The following is a 19,283-nucleotide window of genomic DNA, read 5'->3' as shown; positions in this document are numbered from 1 at the left end:
CTTCAGGACCCCGCAGGGCCCACCGGCCCGCCCATGAGAGCTCCTCCGAACCGGTGGAGATCATCGTCCGTTGTCGCGGTCGCTCGCTGCCCAGCGGCGTCTTCCTTCCGCGAGGAAGAGAAGGCCGCCGATGATGGATGAAGCGAGACTCTCCGCGCGCAGGATCAGGGCGACGGCCAGCCCTTGCGCGGGCAGAGCGCCGGCCGTGCCAAGGTAGACGCTGAACGCCCACTCCCAGATCCCCAGCCCGTTGGGCGTCAGCGGAACCGCCGACACGAGAAGGATCAGGGGGGTGAGGACCATCGTCTCGACGAGCCCGACTTCGAGGCCGATCGCGCGCGCCGCCAGGAAGGTGTTGACCCCGGCGAAGAGGTGGAAGAGGAACGAGTAGGCCATCGCTCCCGCGACGGCCCGCGGCTGCTTGCGAAAAGTGTCGACCTCGGCGTGGATGAGGCCCAGGGAGTGGAGGATCTTCGCCCCCCAAGTTCCACGCGATAGCGCCGAGAGCGGCGAAGCGACCGCCCTGGGCCATCGGATCGCGGCGGCCAGGCAGAGGCAGCCGGCGATCATGAGGATTGACGTCCAGAGAACGATCGGCCGGCGGAGCAGTTCGGGCCGAAGGATCAGCGCCCCTGCGCAGAGGAGGATCAGCGCGAGAAACCCCGTGAACCTCTCGAGGAAGACGGAGGCGATCGAGCGCGATTGCGAGTCGATCTGCCGGCCGAGCACGTAGCCCCTCACGAGGTCTCCCCCCACCATCGTGGGGAGGAAGTTGCTGAAGAAGTTGCCGATCGTGTAGAGGCCCATGAGTCTCAGGAGGCCGACGCGCGCGCCGCGGGCGCGAAGGACGAGCTGCCACTTCAGGCAGCTCAGGCCCAGCAGGAGGATCGTGACGCCCGCCAGGGGAGGCAGGAGATTCCAGTCGAAGCGGCCGAGGACCGAGATCGTGTGGGGAAGCGTGTTCTCGCGCGCGAGGAGGAGAGCGAGGAGGACGCCCCCCAGGGCGAACTTGAGCGCCAGGACGCCCGTGCGCCGGCTCATCGCGCCTTCTTCCCCTCCATACCCCCTCCCGCGCGCGTCCGCGTCAGTTCTCGTCCAGGGAGGCCCGCCCCAACGCGATGACTCGATCGGCGAGCGATCTCATCCGTTCTGACGGCGGCAGGCCCAGTTCCTTGATCATCATCGCTTCGTACTCGTGGTAGCTCGAGAGCGCTTCGCGGCGATGCCCGAGATTGAGATGGGCGAGCACGAGGTGACGGTAGTGGCTCTCGCGATAAGCGTCCATCGTGAGCGCGCGGCGGCTGAGCAACACGAGTTCCTCCCACTCTCGCGCGGCGGCCCGAAGCTCGAGCAGGCGCTCGATCGCCGGGAGCATGCGGTCGCGTAGGTGTTCCCGCTCGGCCGCAACGAACTCCTCGTAGGGGCTCTCGGCCAGGAAATCCCCCTGGTAAAGCGACATGGCCTCGAGGTAGCGCTCCTTTGCGCGGGCCCGCTGCCCCGCATGCCAGGATCGCTCGCCCTCGCGGAGCACGTCCTCGAGCCGCTCGACGTCATACTCGTGTCCCTCTCCCGCCTCGAGCCGACAGGCTTCGTTGCGAAAGCGAACATAGCGGGATTCCACGTTCCGCGGCAGATCGGGCTCGAGCGTCCTGCGCAGGACCAGGATGCTCTGACGAAGGTTGTTGATCGCCTTCTCCGGTTCGGCGTCGGGCCATAGCGTTTCCAGAACCACATCGCGCGGCACCCAACGAAAACGGTGAACCAGAAGCAGCAGGAACAGCCGCAGCGCTCGCGCGGATCGCCAGCCGCCATGGGTCAATCTGAGCGATCCTGCAAGGACATCGAGTTCGCCCAGCGCGCGGATCTTGAGCGGGTGCTGAGGTCCGACCGCGACCACTGCGAGCGCCTCGCGGGCCGCGCGCCCGCCCTCTCCCTTCCGGGCGGCCGCCTGCGCCAGCGCTCCACGCGCCTGCTCTCCCCCGATCATCGAGATCAGACCGACGATGCGCTCGCGCGCCGCAGGATCGGGATCCGTCATCAGCGGCCTCAGCCTCGGGATCGCTTGCTGCCCTGTTCCGATCAGCAGAGAGGAGACGTACTCGGTCTCGATCCCGAGACGCAGCGCGTCGATGAGAACGGTCATCCCCTCCTCGGGCGCGATCTCCCGCAGGAGGGCCTTGTGTCCCAGGCGCGCCACGCCCGAGAGAAGCTCCCGCAGAAGGCGCACGCGCCGCCCTCCGGCGACGTCCCCCGCGGCGAGGCGGAGCAGCAAGGCGTGGTGCAGATCGTAGTGCGCGCCGATGCGCCGGAAGAGCGCCTCCGCGCGCCGCCAGTGAAGGGCGGCCCTTCCGGGAGACGACTCGAAGCTGCCCAGCAGGAGATGACACCTGCCGAGCTGCCATGGCGTCTTGGCGGCTGTCGCCGACGCGCACGCGGTCAGCGCGAGCCTCCGCGCCGCGTGACGGTTCCCCTCCCTGAGCGCTATCTCGGCCAGACCCAGGCGCGGAAGCACGGCGAATTCCTGCTCCTCGAGCGCTTCTCCGGTCTTGAGCACGAGTTCCAGGTGCGTCCGCGCGGTCCCGAGGTCTCCCTCCAGCAGGGCGATGCGGCCGAGCGTTTGACGCGCGTACGCCTCGACCGACGGGTACTCGAGCGCTTCGGCCAGGCGCTGGCCCTCGGAAGCCAGATCGAGCGCCTCGCGGCGATCGCCGGCTGCGAGGGTCAGGTCGGCCAGGAGGCATTGGGCGTGGCAGACCTGGCGACGCATGCCAAGCTTCTCAAGAGTGACGAGCGCCTGCTGCAGCGCCTCCCGACCCCGCTGGAATTCGCCCCTCGTGCGATGCACATTGGCCGCGAGGAGAGAGAGCGCGCGGGCCTCGCCGAAACGATCCTGATGCCTGCCCAGGATCCTCCCCCCCTCCGTGAAGAGCGCCTCCGCCTCATCGTTCCTGCCCAGCTCGCTGGAGGCGACCCCGGCCTGGATGAGGATTCCCGCGCGCGTCTGCCAGTGGCGCGCTCCCGGCTCCGCCTGCCCGCGCCGGGCATAGTCGAGGCCGGCGGCATAGCGTCCCCAACGGCAGCACAGGCGGCCCAGCAATCGCATCAGATCCGCTCGCTGCCGCCCGCGAGTCGAGAGCCGGAGCGCCTGCTCGTAGTGGCGTTTCGCCTCCTGCCAGCGAGCCTGAATGTCGCAGAGTCTCCCCATCACGAGCTGCGCGCTCGCATGTCGGTCGCGCTTGTCCGCGGGGATCTTCGCCAGGGCCTCGCTCACGGCATGATACTGGCCCGAAACAAGCAGCCCCTCGCCCACGCGTTCGACGAGACGCAGGGCGCCCGGGTAGTCGCCTCCTTCGACATGCGCCCCCAAGGCATCGACCCACGCGCCCGCGCGCGTCAGCGCTTGCGCCGCGCGACGCTGCAGCCGCGAGATCTCGGCCGCAGGAAGCTTCCTGCGGAGCTGCTCGAGCAGGAACTCGCGGAAGAGCTGGTGATAGCGATAGTGGGGCGGGTGGCCTCCACTCGCGAACGTGAAGAGATGCCGCTCGCGCAGGGTCTCGAGAATGACGCCGCTGCCGCGCATCTCCAGGACTTGGTCGCAGAGCGCGGGATCGAGCCGTGACAGGAGCGAGGACCGGCACAGGAAGTCCTGCGTCGCGGGATCGAGGCGGCGCAGCACCTCCTCGGCGAAGTAGCCGAACCACCCGGTTTTGGCTGCCGCGACGCGCGCCAGCGCGGCATCGATCGCCGCCGAATCGTCCCCCTCGAGGTTCTGCAGGAAGATCTCGATGCCCGCGGCCCATCCTTCCGTGCGGCTCGCGATCCTCTCGTAGACCCGCGCCGGGTGAGCGGCATCCGGGAAGTGCCGCCGATAGAGGAGTTCCACTTCGGCCGCGGTCAGCTTGAGATCGTCGGCCGCAAGCGCCGCGACGTGGCCCTGGGCGCGCATCCTCGCCGTCCCGAGGCCGATCGGCTCGCGCGAGGCGAGCGCGAGCGTCGCCTCCTCGGGAACGAATCGAATCAGCCGCTCGAGGAAGAGCTCCATGCCCGGAGCGCTCGAGGCGAGATGTAGGTCGTCGATCACGAGCAAGGTCCGCGACGCGCGAGCGCGGAGAGCGTGCACCAGCAGCGCGAGCACCTCGACAGCCGGGACGTCCTCTGCGGCGGGCGCCCGCGCGCCTTGAGCGATTGCTCGAGACGTCCCCGATTCGGCGAGAGCCCTCAAATGGGCCAGGAACGAGGCCTGGTCACGGTCGGTCTCGTCGATTGCATACCAGAGGCATGCGTCCCCCAGCTCGCGGGCCCTGGCGGCGAGAAACGAGGTCTTGCCGAAACCCGCTCCGGCCGTGACGAGCAGAAGCCGCTTCTCCGCCCATCCGGTCCACAGGCGGTCGAGCCTCTCCCGAGCGACGTAGGACGCCGGCAAAGGGGGTGGCGTGAGCTTGGCGGGAAGGATCGGCAGGTTCACGAGCTACCTGTTCGCTTCACTCCGCTCTTGTTTGCGCCTCGACCGGCTAACCGGGTGAGCCCCAAAATCATAGCCCACCGGGGCGGGAGCCGGCAACCGGGCAGCGTCCTGGCTCGGGACGCGTGGGCCCGCCTCCGGCGGGATCATCTGACGGCTCGCCCGGTAGGACCCTCGGCCGCGGTTCCTCAGGGGCGATCCGCGTAATCCCCCCGTAACGCGCCCCTCCTAGTCTCGGATCGTGAGTCAGACAGAGGCACGCCCGGTCGCAACGGCGTGCCGCAGAAGAAAGGCGAGCCATGGCGACGTTCATCGTCCGGTTCATCGACCAGAGAGAACCGTCGTTTCGAGGCAAGGTCCGGCACGTGGCGACCGGCGAGGAGTCGGTCTTCACGGATGAGAGCGGGCTTCTTTCGTTCTTCGACAAGATGAATGTCCTTGGAGCGCAGGCCCGGGCCAACGCGGAGCTCGTCGAGACGCATCGCGGCCGCGTCATCGTGGACGACGAGTCGCCTTCCGTCGATGATGGAGTGTCGCAGCCCGGGTAGGCCCCTGTTGGCGCGACACCTTGGTCATGACCCTCCCGGTCAAACGCACCCGAATAGAGGCGGAAAGACGATCGCGACAATCGCCGCCCACACCGCATAGACGAGCAAGTAGTTCGTCTGCCACCTCTCGAGGCCCGCGAACGGTCCGCGCCCCCGCAGAAAGCGGATGTAGAGGACGGCGGACCAGGCGAGATTGACCAGAAGGATCACGTTCTCGCCCAGGGCGGCCACGCGGTTCGGGGTGATGCCGAACTCGGTGATGCGCGTGGCGATGGCCCAGAGCGCCACCAGATCGGCCACAAGGGCGCTCAGCACCAGCACGACCTGCACGACATCGAAGGCGCCGGGGGGCGAATGGGGATCCCGGGCGGACACCGAATAGAGCAAGAGGCCGAGGACCACGACGAGGAGGAGGTCGAAGGCGATCAGCACGTTTCGCTCGATGTCCACTCCGCGTCCGGTCCAGAGCAAGGTCCCGAGATACGCGATCAGCACGGCCGCGAAGAGGGGCGTGAAGAGGCGCGTCAGCACGGGCGCCATGTTCTCGATCACGCTCTGCTTGGCCTCCACCAGCCATGAGGCGACAATGACGGCTCCCGCCGCGCCGCACGGCAGCAGCCACGACTGGAAGAATGGCTGGGCATCGATCCCGGCGGCCCCGAAGATCATCGTCATGAAGGCGGCGAGGACTCCCCCGCCGAGGGCGATCAGCACGTAATAGACGAAGAGCTCGCCCGAGAACCGGATGAAATCCATCCGGCCCGAGACTTCGCTCCATCGGCCGCCAGCGTAGACGATGCCGACCAGCAGCCACAGCGCGATCGGCATGTGCATCGACGCGAGCGCCTCGGTGTGGCCGCCCGGCGCAAAGGGATAGGCGTTTGCGAAGCAGGCGGCCGCCACGAAAGCCGCCGCCGCCCACCGGAGGGCGGTCCTCCCGGTCCGCCGCTTCCAGGCGAAGTAGGCGATCAAGAGGGGCAGCACGAAGAAGGACAGGTTGCGCGCGTAGAAACCGGCATTCTTGCCGATCTCGATGCCGAAGAGCGCCGGCGCCTTGATGGCGAGCGCCGCGCCCGCCGCCAGGCAGAAAGCGACGATGGCTTCAGTTCGAGCCCCGGATTGCCGCTCCCCGCGCTGGGACGGCGCGACGACCAGTTGCTTCCAGAGGCGGTCCGAGTGCTCGCGCGCGAACTCCCGCGAGAGGGCGTCGAGGTCCCCCATCCGCTTCACCGCGACCAGGAACGCTTCATCGACGGCGAGCCCCGCGTCGATCAGGACCGCGATCTGCTCGCGCAGGTGATCCTCCAGCTCCGCCACATCCACGGCATGGATCGCCTGGCGACGGCGGAGGTAGCTCCGCCATGTCGCGATCTGCTCCTCGAGATCCGGTCCGTGATCCGGGGGCGGCATCGTTCAGGCCTCCCGCGCAAGTGTCGCGACTGACGCCGGCTGGCCGGCCGGGACACAAAGGGAGAGGGCCCGCCATGCGCCCCGCAGCGTCGCGTCCACAGTTTGCCACTGCCTGCGGTCCTCGGCGAGCTGAGCCCGGCCCCGGGAGGTGATCCGGTAATACTTGCGGCGGCGGCCGCTCTCTGCGACCCGCCAGCGCGCCCCCACATGGCCGAGCCGCTCGAGCCTGTGCAGAACGGGGTAGAGCATCCCGTCCGTCCACTCCATGCGTCCTCCGGACAGCTCCTGGACTCTCTTGAGGATGGCGTAGCCGTAGCTGTCCCCTTCGGCCAGGATCGCCAGGACGATCGGGGTCGAGGAGGCGGCTGTCAGGTCCTTGCTGATTTCCATGTCAAGCGTCCCACGGCGCCAGAGCGGTCTGGAGGAAGCCCGCCGCTTCCCTTCGCGCGGTACATAGCAGCACTATACATAGTGGTACAAGGCATGTCAACCGCCGATGAGGATCTCGGATCCGGCTAAGTCTGGCATGCAGCCGGTTTGCGCTGGAGGCCGGCCGCGGATTCTTGAGGACGCTAGCGTCCGAACGGGCGTATAATCAACGCGTCCGCAGTGATCTGATCTGCCCAGGAGGGAGGTACTTCATGCGGCAGCTCCTGCTCTCCATCGCCCTGGCTCTGTTCGCCTCGTCCACTTCCTTCGCCGAGACGTATGTCGTGCTGCCGGACGGCACCGGCGACTTCCCCACCATCCAGGCCGGGCTCGATGCGGTCGTCCCCGGTGACGTCATTGAGCTGACCGCCGGCACCTACACCGGCGACGGCAACCGCGATCTCGACTTTCTTGGGAAGGATGTCACCGTCCGATCGCAGACGGGCGACCCGGCGACCTGCGTGCTCGACGGGGGCGGGTCCGAGACCGATCCGCACAAGGTCTTCCATCTCCGCAACGGCGAGACCGGGCAGGCCCTTCTCGAGGGGATCCAGATCACCGGCGGAAGGAGCGGCGAAGCGCCCTGAGGAGGCGGCGTGCTGCTTCAAGGGATGAGCTCGCCCACCTTCCGGAGCTGCCTCTTCGATGGGAACCACGGGAGCGCCGTCTTCTGCTCGACCGGCTGCGCCCCCCGCTTCGAGAACTGCGAGTTCCGGAACAACGCTGGCTTCTATGGCGGCGGAATCTACAGCGTCGCCGGGTGGCCGGTCGTCAATCGATGCTCCTTCTTCGGAAACTCGTCCTCGCTCTCCGGCGGCGCGATCATGGCCCACGCCGGCGGAGTCACCCTGGATGGCTGTGTGTTCGATGGGAACGCAACCGACGACTGGGGCGGGGCGCTCCAGCTTCTCTACGGCACGCAGGGCCAAGTGTCCAATTGCCGCTTCCTGAACAACAGCGCCCATGAGGCCGGCGCGGTCTTCAACTTCTTCGCCGACCTGGTCCTCGAGGGTTGCGCCTTCATAGGGAACACGGCGTACGCGGACGGAGGGGCTTTCTCGTCGGGGAAGATGTCCACAACGATCATGCGGAACTGCACGTTCTATAGGAATGGCGCGCGCTGGGGAACGCTGATGTGCGGCGAGTCATGGACGCGCCTCGAGAACACGATCATCGCCTTCGGCGCCGAGGGGGAGGCAATCGAGGTGGCGTGCCCGGTCACGCTCGTCTGCTGCAACATCTACGGGAATCCCGGCGGGGACTGGACGGCCTGGATCGAGGACCAGCTCGGCATCAACGGCAACATCAGCATGGATCCGCTGTTCTGCGACATGGCGAATGACGACTGCACACTGAACGCCGCCTCGCCTTGCGCGCCGGAGAACTCCGGAGGCTGTGGGCTGATCGGGGCGTTCCCCGTGGCTTGTGGCGCGACCGCGGTGGAGCTGACGACATGGGGCGCCATCAAGGCGACGTTCAGGTAGAGCAGACCCACGCCATCTGGACTACACAGGCGCAACTGCCAGTCCCGCTCAGGAGAAGCCGTTCGACCTACTCGCCGAACGGCATCTCGTTGGAGAGTGGCTCCCGGGGCAATGCGGATCAGAACTTCGAGCAGTCGATCACGAACCTGTACTTGACCTCTCCCCTCACCGCCCGGTCATAGGCCTCGTTGATCTGCGCGGGGTCGATCCGCTCGATGTCGCTTGTGATCCCATGCTTCCCGCAGTGATCGAGCATCTCCTGCGTCTGAGGCAGCCCGCCGACGAGAGATCCGAGGATGCGCCGGCGCCCGAAAATGAGCGGAAACGCCGACACGGAGAGCGGGGTCGGCGAGGCTCCCACCATGATCAGGGTGCCGTCCCTCTTCAAGCAGCTGAGATAGCCGTTCACGTCGTGCTCCGCCGACACGGTGTCGAGGATGACGTCGAAGCGCCCGGCGAGCGGGGCGAGCGCATTGGTCCCGCTCGTGAGCACGAACTCGTGCGCGCCCAGGCGCCGGGCATCCGCCGCCTTCGAGGGCGAGTGACTCAGAACGGCACGAGTTCACGAAGCAGCCGACGCCGACCAGGTCGCCCTCTTTGTAGCGCGTCACGCCGCTTCCAACATCCACCACGCGGCCCACGATCTCGTGTCCAGGCACGCAGGGGTAGACGGTGAACTGCCATTCGTTCCGCGCGAAGTGGATGTCGGAGTGGCAGATGCCGCGCTACTTTGGCGCCCACTCATCACTGAAGTTGTCCATGCGGCCTGACTCACGACCGAATACTAGCATGCAGTCGCCGTGGGCTTCCTGCACTGAACGGAGATCAACTTCGAGGTCTCGTTCGGCGGGGCGTCGGTCAACCAGTCCGCAGCCTGGATCTCCTCGAATCCTGCCGCCCTGGCGTATTGCAGCGCGTCCTCGAGCGTGAAGGTGCGGCCCCACCTTTCGTTCGCCTCCGATTCCACCAGGCGGCCGCCCACGAACTTGTCGACGATGAACAGCCACTGCCACACGTTGGTCGCCGGATCGTGCTTCATCCGCTTGCGCCACGCGATCACGGTGTCATCCGGACCGCAGATCCAGTCACCGGTCCATCGATCGTTGTCCTCATAGGGAGCCGGCACGAGCTGGAAGTCGTAGATGAAGTGGCCCCCCGGTTCCAGGTGGGCCATGACCCGGGCAAACGTCAGGTGGATGTCCCGATCCTCGGTGAACAGCCCCAGCCCCCCTGAAGCAAGGAAGATCAGGCGAAATCGACGCTGCAGGTCGAGATTCACCATGGACTGCTCGTGGATCTCTGCTTTCAGGTTCTTCGCTTTGCACGCGGCGAGGCATCGCGCCGTCATGTCCTCGGAGGTGTCGACTCCGATGACGTCAAGGCCCTGCTCCAGAAGCGGAATCAGGATCTTGCCCGTGCCGCTCCCCAGCTCGAGCGCCGGCTGACCCAAAGCCCTGACCTTCGCGGCCAGGTAGTCGACCTCCTTGCTCGGCCCCATCGAAGCGGAGACCAGCTCGTACCACTCCGCATGCAGCTTACGGTACTCCTTGTGTTCCAACTGGTCCTCCTCCGTTCGGGCATCTCGGCCAACAGGAAATACGCGGGAATCCACGCTCGCAGTCGATCCGTTCGCGTGGGCCACTGTCGGCCAGGAGACACTTCGAGGCGACGCCCGGTCTCATGGCTTCGGTGGACCGAGAGCCTTCTCGAGCGCAAGATGCGCCCTCGATCCATGGTAGTAGGCGAAGCACGATCGGAGCAAGCGACACAGCGGTTTCTCCGCGGCAACCGTCCTCTTGACATGCAGGCGCAGGCTTTTCGAACATCGCCGCCATCGACTTCTTCGTCGTTTCAACCGTTTGGAATCGGGTCCCCTTCGTCTTCCTCCTGCTCGCGTGATCAGGACTTCGGGACCGACAACGGACGACTCGGGAGGCGTATCATGCGGACAGGGAGGTGAACATGCCGAAGGGTCTGCGCGAGCTTCTCTCGGCGTTGGCGTGCGCGTTCTCAGTCGCGTTGGCGCTCCAGATGCCGTCACCGACCACGGGGCAATCTCCGGCCGGCCGACCACCACCGGCGCAATCTTCGACGGAACAGCCGCCGGCCACGCCATCCCCGCCGCCTCGGGGGATCGTGCCCATGATCCTCGATCACAACCGGATGATCGTCGAGGTGCAGGTCCAGAGGAAGGACGGCACATGGCGGAAGGCCCTCCTTTGGGTCGACACTGGGAATCCGGACTTCATGTTGAGCGAGCAACTGGCGCGCGATCTCGGCCTCGCTCCCCCCGCGGAGGACGGGAAGCCCTCCGATGCCGCTCCATCGGATGTGGATGTCGTCGAGGCGCCGGCCGTCCGGTTCGGCGGGAAGGATCTCCGCGTGGACAGCGTGCGTACGACGGTTATCTTCCGGCGACCCTGGCTCTTCAATACCATGCATGTCGACGCGAATCTCCCCTCCACGGTTCTGATGCACTATCAGGTCGTCTTCGACTATCCCCAACGCATGGTGACCATCGGGGATCCGGGAAGCGTTGAGCACCGCGGCCTGCGCGCTCCTGCCGTCGTCAATCCCAGAACCGGCATCGTCCAGCTCGACGCCCTGGTGGGTCGGGACAGCCTCAGCTTGGCTCTGGACAACGGGGCCTCCTACAGTTTCGTCTCCGCCGCTGTGTTTGACCGGCTCGTCGAGGACCATCCCGAGTGGCCCTGTTCAGTCGGGGCGGTCGGCTGCGCCAACATCTGGGGATGGTGGCCCGGAGAGCCGGACTACCCGATCACTCGCCTGCCGGAGATCACCTGGGGCTCGATTCCCCTGGCCCAGGTCGGTTTGGTCGGGCTCCCTGACATCTTCCGGGGCGGGGCTTCGCTCAGCGCCTTCTACTCCCAGAAGGCCGCCCGCGCTGTCGATGGCTTTCTGGGCCCGAACGCCTTCAAGGCCTTCTGCGTCGAGATCGACTACCCCGAAGGCGCGGTCTACTTCGAGAAGGGACCGGAGGTCGATCCTCACGACCTGGACTTGGTCGGTCTGACCTTGCGACCGGAGGCGGATGGAGGCTACAGCGTCATCGGAGTGATCCAGAGAGGCGGCAGGCCGGCTGTCGAAGGGGTCGAGACCGGTGACACGCTGCTGCGGATCGGCGATCTCACGGTCGCCGGAGCGACCATGGGAACTGTCATCGATGCCCTTCGGGGGCGACCGGGTGAAGTCCGCATGCTCGTGCTCGGCCGCCAGGGGAAGGAGATCCGGGTGGAAGCCGCGGTGCACCGGTTTCTCTGAGCCGCGCCCGCCTGACGCGGCCCGGCAGCGGCCTCGTTCCGGGGCGGAGTCTCGAGGATGTGGAGTCCAGGGTCCTCCCCGCCGGCTGCCCGACTGTCCCACGACCTGGACAAATCCATTGCAATTGTCCAACAGAAGTGTATCTTGTCGACATGCGACCCGCTGCGCACATCCCCCGGCTTCTTGCTCCTCCCACGAGGTCGTTCTTCCTCTTCGGCCCGCGGGGGACGGGCAAGAGCACCTGGCTCAGGCAGACTTTCCCGGGGGCTCCTCGCCTCGACCTGCTCGATGCCTCGCTCTATCTCGAGCTGGCCCGCGATCCCCATCGCCTGGAAGCGATCATCGGCAACCGTTCGGCGAACTCCTGGATCATCCTCGACGAAATCCAGAAAGCGCCCGCTCTGCTCGACGAGGTCCATCGATTGATGGAGTCCCGTCGCTGGCGTTTCGCTCTCTGTGGCTCTCCGGCGCGGAAGCTGCGCCGAGGCGGCGCAAACCTGCTCGCCGGGAGGGCGCTGACTCTCAACATGGAGGGGTTCTCTGCGGCGGAGTTGCGGGATAGATTCGATCCGGGTTTCTCGATCGATTGGGGCCTCCTGCCGTCCGTCCAGATGGATCGATCCCAGGCGCCGGAGATCCTGGCCGCCTACGTGAACACGTACCTCAAGGAGGAAATCAGAGAGGAAGGCCTCGTCCGGAACGTGCCGCCGTTCCTCCGGTTTCTAGGGGTCGCCGGACAGATGAATGGTCAGGCGGTCAACGGGCACAATATCGCCCGCGAAGCCGCTGTGCCGCGCAGCACCGTTGACACGTACTTCGCTATCTTGACGGACACACTCCTCGGACACTTTCTCCCGGCCTGGAGACCCGGGGTCAAGGTTCGGGAGTCCGCTCACCCCAAGTTCTACTGGTTCGATCCGGGGGTGGCTCGGGCGGCAGCGGGGCTGCATCGTGATCCCCTGGATCGGTCGTGGCGAGGCACGGCGCTGGAGACCATGATCTACCATGAACTCCGTGTCTTCAACGAGACCGCGGGCAAACATCGCCAGATTTCGTACTACCGCACAGCCTCTGGCGTGGAGATTGACTTTATCGTCGAGACCCGCAAACGTCAGACCGGCAGGGCGCCGCAGGTCGTGGCCATCGAGGTCAAGCTCTCTCCCAAATGGGATCGATCGTGGGAGAAGCCGATGACCGAGCTTGCCGCGCAGTCGGGACTGAAGGTCGATCGCTGCTTCGGCATCTACACGGGGTCCAGGGCCTACGATTTCGAGAATGTCCGCGTTCTCCCAGTGACCGGATTCCTGAGGGCGTTGCACTCGGGGGATGTCTTCTGAGGCTTCGCAAGCCGTTGCGCGCGGCCCGCTCGGCTCACCTTGCCGATCACCGAGGGGGACGAGTTCGAACCCCGTCTCGTCTGAGGTGGGAGCGTTCCGGGTCCGCGAGCCACTCCCTCCGTTTGGGGAGAGACGCAGTGAGTCTCGACCCGATCGGGACGGCCGGAGACCGTCGCGGATCGTGCCCGACCGGGATCCTTCTCGAACAGAGAGTCGGCGCTCGACGTCCAGGAGCGACTGGCGAATGTGGTGGCCACGGGCATCACCCCGCCGCTCATGCCCGCCATCGAGGTCTGGCCGTGGCGCGACAAGGAGGTCATCGTCGTCGAAGTGTTCCCGAGCTCCACCCCGCCACACCACGTCAACGTGGAGGGGGTAGAGCGCGGAACGTACGTCCGCGTGGGCGCTTCCAACCGCCTGGCCGACGAGGCCTTGCGCGAGGAACTGAAGCGAACGGCCCGTGACGAATCCTATGACGAGCTCCCGCTACCGACCCTGAGCTCTGAAGCCATCGACTTCAGAGCAGCTTCAGAGCTCTTCGCCCCGGTGCGGAAGCTGAGACGGGAGGATCTGGAGTCGCTCCGCCTTCTAACCCGGCATCAGAGGCGGCTTGTGCCGACGAACGGCGGGATTCTCCTCTTCGGCGTCCAGCGCGCGGTGGCCTTTCCGGACGCCTGGGTGCAGGTCGGCAGGTTTTCGGGCACGACGCGCACGCACATCCTGGACACTGACGATATCCACGACTATCCCGCTGCCGCCATCTCCAAGACGGTCGAGTTCGTCCAGAAACACGCCCTCCGGTCCTTCCGGGTCGAGGGGATCCGCCGAGAAGAACACTGGAGCATCCCGTTGCCGGCGGTACGAGAGGCGGTGATCAACGCGATCACCCACTCCGACTACAGCCAGAGGGGTGCGCCAATTCGGATCGCGGTGTTCGATGACCGCGTGGAAGTGGAGAGCCCCGGCCTCCTCCCCTTCGGGCTCACGGTGGACGACATCCAGGCCGGCGTCTCCCGGCTGCGCAACCGTGTCATCGGGCGCGTGTTCAAGGAGCTGGGGCTCATTGAGCAATGGGGCAGCGGCATCGGGAGAATGATCGACGCTTGCCGGACCCACGGCCTTCCCCGACCGGAGTTTCTGGAGGTCGGCACTCACTTCCGAGTGATCTTCCGGCTCTTGGGGCAGTCCCCCCCGCCCGTGGACCCGGTCGAAACCCGGATTCTGCAGGCCATTGAAGACGGCGGCGGACTCAGCACAAGGCAGGTCGCGGAACTCGTGGGCCTGTCTCCGCGTTCGGCCCGCACCAGGCTGAGGAGCCTGGTTGACCGAGGATCGGTCGTCGAGATCGGTAGCAGTCCGACCGACCCGAAAAGACTCTATTACCGGCGATCGGGAGACCACCGGTAGTTCACCCCGTCGGGTGCGGGATCTGAAACGACATCGCGCCACAACCCTTGTAGGGTCGAAGTCTGGCGTGGCGATTCGTAAGTTCGCGATTGTCTCGAACCAGAGACCGCGCCCGGAGTCTGAGGACCACGCGATACCGCTTGCCCGAGGCGCGTTTCGTAGAAACCCCGATCGCTCTCGCTCTCAGGGCTCTCCGCTAACAGGAACGCCGCGGGAAGTCCGCGGCGTTCAAATGGCTCCCCGGACAGGGAATTGCTCGAACCGTCCGGGCGTTCGTGGGTGCCCTCATCGCGGCGTAGCCGACTCTGAATCGGTGCGAAGTGTCCCAGGTCGCCTCGGTGACACCTCCGATGCAGGTCGCAGGAGGTTGATACGCTATTGGTTGGACTCGGCTGGTCATTGGCACTCTGCGGGGGACACGGGGAAGCGATTGGCAGGAGGCTCCGCCGCCACTCGTACTCCCTTCTTCGCCCTCGCGCCAGTCCATACGCCAAAAGGGACACTCTACGTCCCTTTTCGCATATGTATTGCACGCCCACGGCACGAGGAGGTACCCTCCGCATCACCGGCACGGTAGACGGAGGGCTGGCCAATGTCGCCCAAGGACGAGCAGTCGCAACCCAAAGGTCTTGCCGACCTGGTGGATTCCTATCAGGCGGCCGGGCGCTACGTACTGACGCGCGAAACAGCGCTCGAAGCGCTGCGGACAAACGATGAGGCCCTCAAGAAATCGGTGCAGCGGTTGGCGGCCAGGCGCCGCCTTGCTGTCCCCCGCCGAGGCTTCTTCGTCATCGTGCCTGTCGAGTACCGCCACGCCGGAGCGCCACCCCCAAGCTGGTTCGTCGACGAGCTGATGAAGTTCTGCGGCCGTCGCTACTACGTGGGGCTCTTGAGTGCAGCAGCTCTGCACAGCGCGGCCCATCAGCAGCCTCAGGAATTCCAGGTCATCACTGACGTCCAACTTCGTCCGGTCGTCGCCGGTCGAGCGCGCATCAGGTTCTTCCAGAAGCTACGGATCGACCGAACTCCGACCAGTGAGACAAAGACGGAAACGGGATTCATGCGCGTAGCCACTCCGGAGGCGACCGCGCTCGACCTGCTGCGCTATGTCGAGGCCGCCGGTCACATCGGCAACGTCGCCACCGTGCTTGCTGATCTCGCCGAGAAGCTCGACGCGGGACGCCTCGCGGAGGTCGCGAGGATCGAGGGGGACCTGCCGAACGCGCAGCGCCTCGGATATCTTCTGGAACAGGTCGGTGCGGAGGTTCCCGCCGGCCCGCTCGCCAACTGGATCGCGGAACGGCGTCCCCGGTACATTCCTCTCCGGCCCGACCGCTCCATACGCAGCACACGCAAGGACGCCCGCTGGAGGATTCTTGTCAACGAGAAGATCGAGGCGGACACGTGATTCCCCGCGCGCACGTCACGGTATGGCGAGCCCAGGCGCCGTGGGCCACCGACGCCCAGGTGGAGCAGGATCTCGTTGTCTGCCGGGCTCTCGTCGATCTGTACTCTGACGACATCCTCTCCCGCGAGGTCGCATTTCGCGGGGCACCGCGCTCCACAAGCTCCTTCTCCGACCGGCAGTTCGGTACTCCGAGGACATTGATCTCGTCCAGGTTCACGCCGAACCGATCGGGCCCGTGCTTCGCGCGATGCGTGCACAGCTCGATTCCTGGCTTGGGGAGCCGCGCTGGAAGCAGGGCCAAGGGCGGGTGACGTTCGTTTATCGATTCGAATCGGAGATGCGACCGGTCACCCCGCTCAAGCTCAAGGTCGAGATCAAAACGAGAGAGCACTTCTCCGTCCTCGATCCGCGACGAGTGCCGTTTCGAGTAGACAGCCCCTGGTACTCAGGCTCCGCCGATGTGCTCACTTACCAGCCCGAGGAGCTTCTCGGAACCAAACTGCGAGCACTATACCAGCGAAAGAAGGGCCGCGACTTGTTCGACTTGTCAGAGGCTCTCGCACACCTGGCCGATCTGGATGCCGCACGCATTGTCCAGTGCCTGACACGTTACATGGAGAATGACGGATTGAGGGTCTCGCGCAGAGAGTTCGAACAGAACCTGGCGGAGAAGATCGAGGATGCGGTCTTTCTCGGCGATGTTCCCCCACTCCTCGCGCTTGGCACCTCCTTTGATCCGCCGGCGGCACTCCGACGCGTGCAGGAAGCGCTCATCTCACGACTGCCGTAGGGAGGCTGAGAGCTACCGGCGGGTGATGTGGCATAGAGGTCAAAGGATGGCCGTTAGTGCCGGGGCTCACGCCATGCGTCGCACGTCAGGGCTATCAGGTCACGCTACAAACCGCAACCAGACCTCATGCAACTCGACCGGCGTTTTCAAAGCAGAATCTGAGCATTTCGCCGCGGTTCTTCGGGCCGCGGTGGGAAACCCCACCTATCCCACCGGACCCCGGTCGTTTTCTCACGAAACGGAGTACGCGGCCGGCGGATTGGCCGCGGGCGGATATCCTCCCGGGCGGCCGGAGACGAAGAAACCCCGATCGCTCTCGCTCTCGGGGTTCTCCGCTAACAGGGACGCCGCGGATAGTCCGCGGTTTTCAAGTGGCTCCCCGAACCAGACTCGAACCTGCAACCTCCCGGTTAACAGCCAGCCCCCTGGCAGACCTCGGGGGCGCCCGGATTACTCATCCTTCTCCCCCTGCCATCCAGTATCTCGCTCGAGTTCTGCGATCAGGTCTCCAAGCTGACTCAGTAGATTCGGTAGGTGCTCACGGGCCACCCGATAGACTTGCTCGAGGTCGACCTCTCCGTAGTCGTGCACCAGGATGTTCCGCATGCCAATGATGAGAGTCCAGGGCACGGCGGGAGCCCGCTGTCGACTAGATCCGCTGACCTGTCGGGCTGCCTCGCCGATGACCTCCACACATCGAATGACGGCATCCTGAACGAGCGCGTCGGAAAGAAACGCTGACAGCGTTCGAGAGCCAAGATGTCGCCTCGCCCGCTCCGCGTTCAGACGCATGTCCTCACACTTGACGAGATCGCGAGCAAGAGGATCAGGTTTGTTCATAGAGTGGTCGGATCTGCTGGAGAGCGAACCGGCGGAAGTACTTGTTGGCCGATCTTTCCACAGATGCTCGGGTCAACAGATCGACCCTGCGACCGAACAAGCCCTCCAGCTCCTGCTTCAGCGCCACGAACTCGAGGCCGATTCCCACCCCGGGCTCAAGAGTGACAAGGACATCGACATCGCTCTCCGGCCTCGCATCCCCTCTCGCGAAGCTGCCAAAAACCTCAAGGCGCGCCACGTGGTAGCGACGGCACAGCTCGTTCAGACGGTCATGATCGAAACACAGATCCGTTACGGTCATGGGCCAGCCCCCTTCGCGCCGGCGGCCATCCCGCTGTGCTGCGCCGCGCAGAATGCCGGGCTCGGCAGTCCACGGATTGGGGACGGGTGCGCATTGCTCCCATCCCAGAAGCCCCCTCTGCCCTTCCACGTGGAGAGAAGAGCCAGGACACATGCTCCCCGGGTAGGACTCGAACCTACAACCCTGCGGTTAACAGCCGCATGCTCTACCATTGAGCTACCGAGGAATAATCGCTTGCGGCGCCCTCGCGCGCTCGACTCCGGCAGGCTGCCACTCCGCCAAGGCGTTGCTCCCGCCGACCGCCGCTCCGGCAAGCCGCCGGCAACTGCGCGCGTCACCGCTCAGATCTCCGAGTCTAGCGGAGGCCCCTCCTCTTCCGCAACAGCAGAACCGGCCAGCGGCGCGCCCCCCGCTGCGCCCGCTCGCAAATCCGATCCACGACCTTGAAACCCGCGCCGGCGCACGCTTCCGCGAATCGATCCTCCTGCTCCGCCAGAATCCCCGCGGCCACGAGCTCTCCCCCAGACACGAGCGATCGGGACATGCGCGGCATGAGCGTCTCGAGCGGCCCGAGCAGGATGTTCGCCAGGACCCATCGATATGGCCCTGCGCCGCGTGGGGGCATCGTGCCCTCGCGGAACTCGATCTGCGCGGCGACGCCGTTGCGCTCGGCGTTCTCCCGCGCGCTTCGCGCCGCGTCCGCCTCGGTGTCGAAGGCCTCGACAGGCCCGAGCCCGAGCTGCACCGCCCTGATCGCCAGAATCCCCGTTCCCGTTCTGACGTCCGCTGTTGCGAAGCGGCCCTCGAGATCCCCATCGCCAGGCCTCAGCCTCTCCATCAGTTCCAGACACCCGCGCGTCGTCGGATGATCCCCGAGCCCGAAGGCCATTCCCGGATCGAGGCGGATCAGATCGATCTCTCCGGCCGGAGCCTCCTCCCAGCTCGGGAGGACGATGAGGCGCTCCGTCGCGCGGATCGCCTTGAAGTGCCGCTTCCACGACTCCGCCCAATCCTCGCCGCGCATCGGGCGCGCGCGCACCTCGGCCGGCCCGACCGGCACGCCGTTCGCTCGCAGCTCGCGTAGCTTCTCCCTCGCCCACTCGAGCGGAACGATGGCATCGCCCGGGAAGTAGGCCTGCAGCAGGACGAGCCGCGCGCCGCGCCTTCGCTCGACCGCCGACCCGAGAACGCCCATCTCCTCGAGAAGCGCCTCGAGCGCTTCCGCCGCGGGCTCGCTCGTGCGCACGAGCATGAGCTGCAACGAGGGATCCTCGGTCATCACCCGCTCAGGATAGCCGCGCGCCCCCGTCCCGTCAGCACGATGAGGCGGCACCGCCGGTGACATCTCTCCGACACCGAGGGGACCATCTCGCGGCCGTCGCTCCGACACGCGCCATCCAACCGATCTTGCAATCTATTGCAGGTCAATGAGATACAAATGGGGGCGTCAGAGAGTAACACCGGCACGAACGTTGCATCTTGCATGCATCGGTGGGCGCCCGGGTGGGTCGGTCGGAAGGCTCGATTCGGATCGGCCCGGGATGCCGCGAGTCAGGGTAGGGAACCCGACGCGCCCCATCGACGT

Annotated in this window: 15 protein-coding genes, 1 tRNA gene and 2 pseudogenes; 8 read left to right on the top strand and 10 right to left on the bottom strand. The window is 66.0% G+C overall.

From position 1 onward, the window contains the following. Positions 1-60: 60 nt before the first annotated feature. Positions 61-1,041: a flippase-like domain-containing protein gene (locus FJY88_03330; GenBank protein ID MBM3286371.1), complete on the bottom strand. Its 981-nt coding sequence runs from the start codon at positions 1,039-1,041 to the stop codon at positions 61-63. A 43-nt stretch (positions 1,042-1,084) separates the two neighbouring features. Next, positions 1,085-4,465 (bottom strand): hypothetical protein, encoded by a 3,381-nt coding sequence (locus FJY88_03325; GenBank protein ID MBM3286370.1) that lies wholly within the window; start codon positions 4,463-4,465, stop codon positions 1,085-1,087. A gap of 296 nt (positions 4,466-4,761) precedes the next feature. Here FJY88_03325 and FJY88_03320 point away from each other — a divergent pair, with 296 nt between their 5' ends. Then, complete coding sequence (locus tag FJY88_03320; protein MBM3286369.1) at positions 4,762-5,010, top strand: hypothetical protein; 249 nt, start codon at positions 4,762-4,764, stop codon at positions 5,008-5,010. 39 nt (positions 5,011-5,049) lie between these two features. On the opposite strand, the gene FJY88_03315 is transcribed toward FJY88_03320, so the two are convergent. Both FJY88_03315 and FJY88_03310 read right to left on the bottom strand, forming a co-directional pair. Next, the gene (locus FJY88_03315; GenBank protein ID MBM3286368.1) at positions 5,050-6,420 is read right to left on the bottom strand and encodes a DUF4153 domain-containing protein; all 1,371 of its coding nucleotides are present in this window, start codon (positions 6,418-6,420) and stop codon (positions 5,050-5,052) included. A gap of 3 nt (positions 6,421-6,423) precedes the next feature. Further along, the gene (locus tag FJY88_03310) at positions 6,424-6,810 is read right to left on the bottom strand and encodes a PadR family transcriptional regulator (GenBank protein MBM3286367.1); all 387 of its coding nucleotides are present in this window, start codon (positions 6,808-6,810) and stop codon (positions 6,424-6,426) included. 251 nt (positions 6,811-7,061) lie between these two features. On the opposite strand from FJY88_03310, the gene FJY88_03305 reads away from it, so the two are divergent. Continuing rightward, a complete protein-coding gene (locus tag FJY88_03305) occupies positions 7,062-7,436 on the top strand; it encodes a hypothetical protein (protein ID MBM3286366.1) in 375 nt (124 codons plus the stop codon). A gap of 9 nt (positions 7,437-7,445) precedes the next feature. Continuing rightward, positions 7,446-8,333, top strand: coding sequence for a right-handed parallel beta-helix repeat-containing protein (locus FJY88_03300; GenBank protein MBM3286365.1), 888 nt, complete (start codon positions 7,446-7,448; stop codon positions 8,331-8,333). Between the two features lie 118 nt (positions 8,334-8,451). Here the strand turns inward: FJY88_03300 and FJY88_03295 are convergent. Next, positions 8,452-9,052 (bottom strand): annotated as a pseudogene (locus tag FJY88_03295) (zinc-binding dehydrogenase). Between the two features lie 65 nt (positions 9,053-9,117). Then, on the bottom strand, positions 9,118-9,891 hold the full coding sequence (locus tag FJY88_03290) for a class I SAM-dependent methyltransferase (protein ID MBM3286364.1): 774 nt from the start codon (positions 9,889-9,891) through the stop codon (positions 9,118-9,120). Positions 9,892-10,475: 584 nt separating this feature from the next. On the opposite strand from FJY88_03290, the gene FJY88_03285 reads away from it, so the two are divergent. The 5 genes and pseudogenes from FJY88_03285 (at position 10,476) to FJY88_03265 (ending at position 16,557) form a co-directional block, all read left to right on the top strand. Next, positions 10,476-11,615, top strand: coding sequence for a hypothetical protein (locus FJY88_03285; GenBank protein ID MBM3286363.1), 1,140 nt, complete (start codon positions 10,476-10,478; stop codon positions 11,613-11,615). Positions 11,616-11,767: 152 nt separating this feature from the next. After that, positions 11,768-12,952 carry an ATP-binding protein gene (locus FJY88_03280; GenBank protein ID MBM3286362.1) on the top strand — a complete coding sequence of 395 codons (1,185 nt, stop codon included), beginning with the start codon at positions 11,768-11,770 and terminating at the stop codon, positions 12,950-12,952. A 249-nt stretch (positions 12,953-13,201) separates the two neighbouring features. Then, the gene (locus tag FJY88_03275) at positions 13,202-14,359 is read left to right on the top strand and encodes a winged helix-turn-helix transcriptional regulator (protein ID MBM3286361.1); all 1,158 of its coding nucleotides are present in this window, start codon (positions 13,202-13,204) and stop codon (positions 14,357-14,359) included. Positions 14,360-14,951: 592 nt separating this feature from the next. Further along, the gene (locus FJY88_03270; GenBank protein ID MBM3286360.1) at positions 14,952-15,767 is read left to right on the top strand and encodes a hypothetical protein; all 816 of its coding nucleotides are present in this window, start codon (positions 14,952-14,954) and stop codon (positions 15,765-15,767) included. Then, positions 15,764-16,557 (top strand): annotated as a pseudogene (locus FJY88_03265) (nucleotidyl transferase AbiEii/AbiGii toxin family protein). Before FJY88_03270 ends, FJY88_03265 begins: the two are co-directional and overlap by 4 nt. Positions 16,558-17,007: 450 nt before the next feature. Here FJY88_03265 and FJY88_03260 read toward each other — a convergent pair. The 4 genes from FJY88_03260 to FJY88_03245 form a co-directional block, all read right to left on the bottom strand. Continuing rightward, on the bottom strand, positions 17,008-17,397 hold the full coding sequence (locus FJY88_03260; GenBank protein ID MBM3286359.1) for a DUF86 domain-containing protein: 390 nt from the start codon (positions 17,395-17,397) through the stop codon (positions 17,008-17,010). Beyond that, positions 17,384-17,698, bottom strand: a complete 315-nt coding sequence (locus FJY88_03255) for a nucleotidyltransferase family protein (GenBank protein MBM3286358.1) — start codon at positions 17,696-17,698, stop codon at positions 17,384-17,386. Before FJY88_03255 ends, FJY88_03260 begins: the two co-directional genes overlap by 14 nt. 154 nt (positions 17,699-17,852) lie before the next feature. After that, positions 17,853-17,924: transfer RNA gene (locus FJY88_03250), tRNA-Asn, on the bottom strand. 129 nt (positions 17,925-18,053) lie between these two features. Continuing rightward, positions 18,054-19,043, bottom strand: a complete 990-nt coding sequence (locus FJY88_03245) for a 50S ribosomal protein L11 methyltransferase (GenBank protein ID MBM3286357.1) — start codon at positions 19,041-19,043, stop codon at positions 18,054-18,056. Positions 19,044-19,283 lie beyond the last annotated feature (240 nt).

This window comes from Candidatus Eisenbacteria bacterium, assembly GCA_016867495.1.
Taxonomy (GTDB): Bacteria; Eisenbacteria; RBG-16-71-46; order CAIMUX01; family VGJL01; genus VGJL01.
The sequence above is the reverse complement of the archived record's forward strand: the minus strand, read 5'-3'. Positions and strand labels throughout refer to the sequence as shown.

Coding starts and splice junctions, on each gene's coding strand:
- FJY88_03320 (MBM3286369.1), top strand. CDS start 4,762: ATGGCGACGTTCATCGTCCGGTTCATCGACCAGAGAGAACCGTCGTTT.
- FJY88_03255 (MBM3286358.1), bottom strand. CDS start 17,698: ATGACCGTAACGGATCTGTGTTTCGATCATGACCGTCTGAACGAGCTG.
- FJY88_03315 (MBM3286368.1), bottom strand. CDS start 6,420: ATGCCGCCCCCGGATCACGGACCGGATCTCGAGGAGCAGATCGCGACA.
- FJY88_03305 (MBM3286366.1), top strand. CDS start 7,062: ATGCGGCAGCTCCTGCTCTCCATCGCCCTGGCTCTGTTCGCCTCGTCC.
- FJY88_03310 (MBM3286367.1), bottom strand. CDS start 6,810: ATGGAAATCAGCAAGGACCTGACAGCCGCCTCCTCGACCCCGATCGTC.
- FJY88_03330 (MBM3286371.1), bottom strand. CDS start 1,041: ATGAGCCGGCGCACGGGCGTCCTGGCGCTCAAGTTCGCCCTGGGGGGC.
- FJY88_03245 (MBM3286357.1), bottom strand. CDS start 19,043: ATGTCACCGGCGGTGCCGCCTCATCGTGCTGACGGGACGGGGGCGCGC.
- FJY88_03270 (MBM3286360.1), top strand. CDS start 14,952: ATGTCGCCCAAGGACGAGCAGTCGCAACCCAAAGGTCTTGCCGACCTG.
- FJY88_03280 (MBM3286362.1), top strand. CDS start 11,768: ATGCGACCCGCTGCGCACATCCCCCGGCTTCTTGCTCCTCCCACGAGG.
- FJY88_03285 (MBM3286363.1), top strand. CDS start 10,476: ATGATCCTCGATCACAACCGGATGATCGTCGAGGTGCAGGTCCAGAGG.
- FJY88_03260 (MBM3286359.1), bottom strand. CDS start 17,397: ATGAACAAACCTGATCCTCTTGCTCGCGATCTCGTCAAGTGTGAGGAC.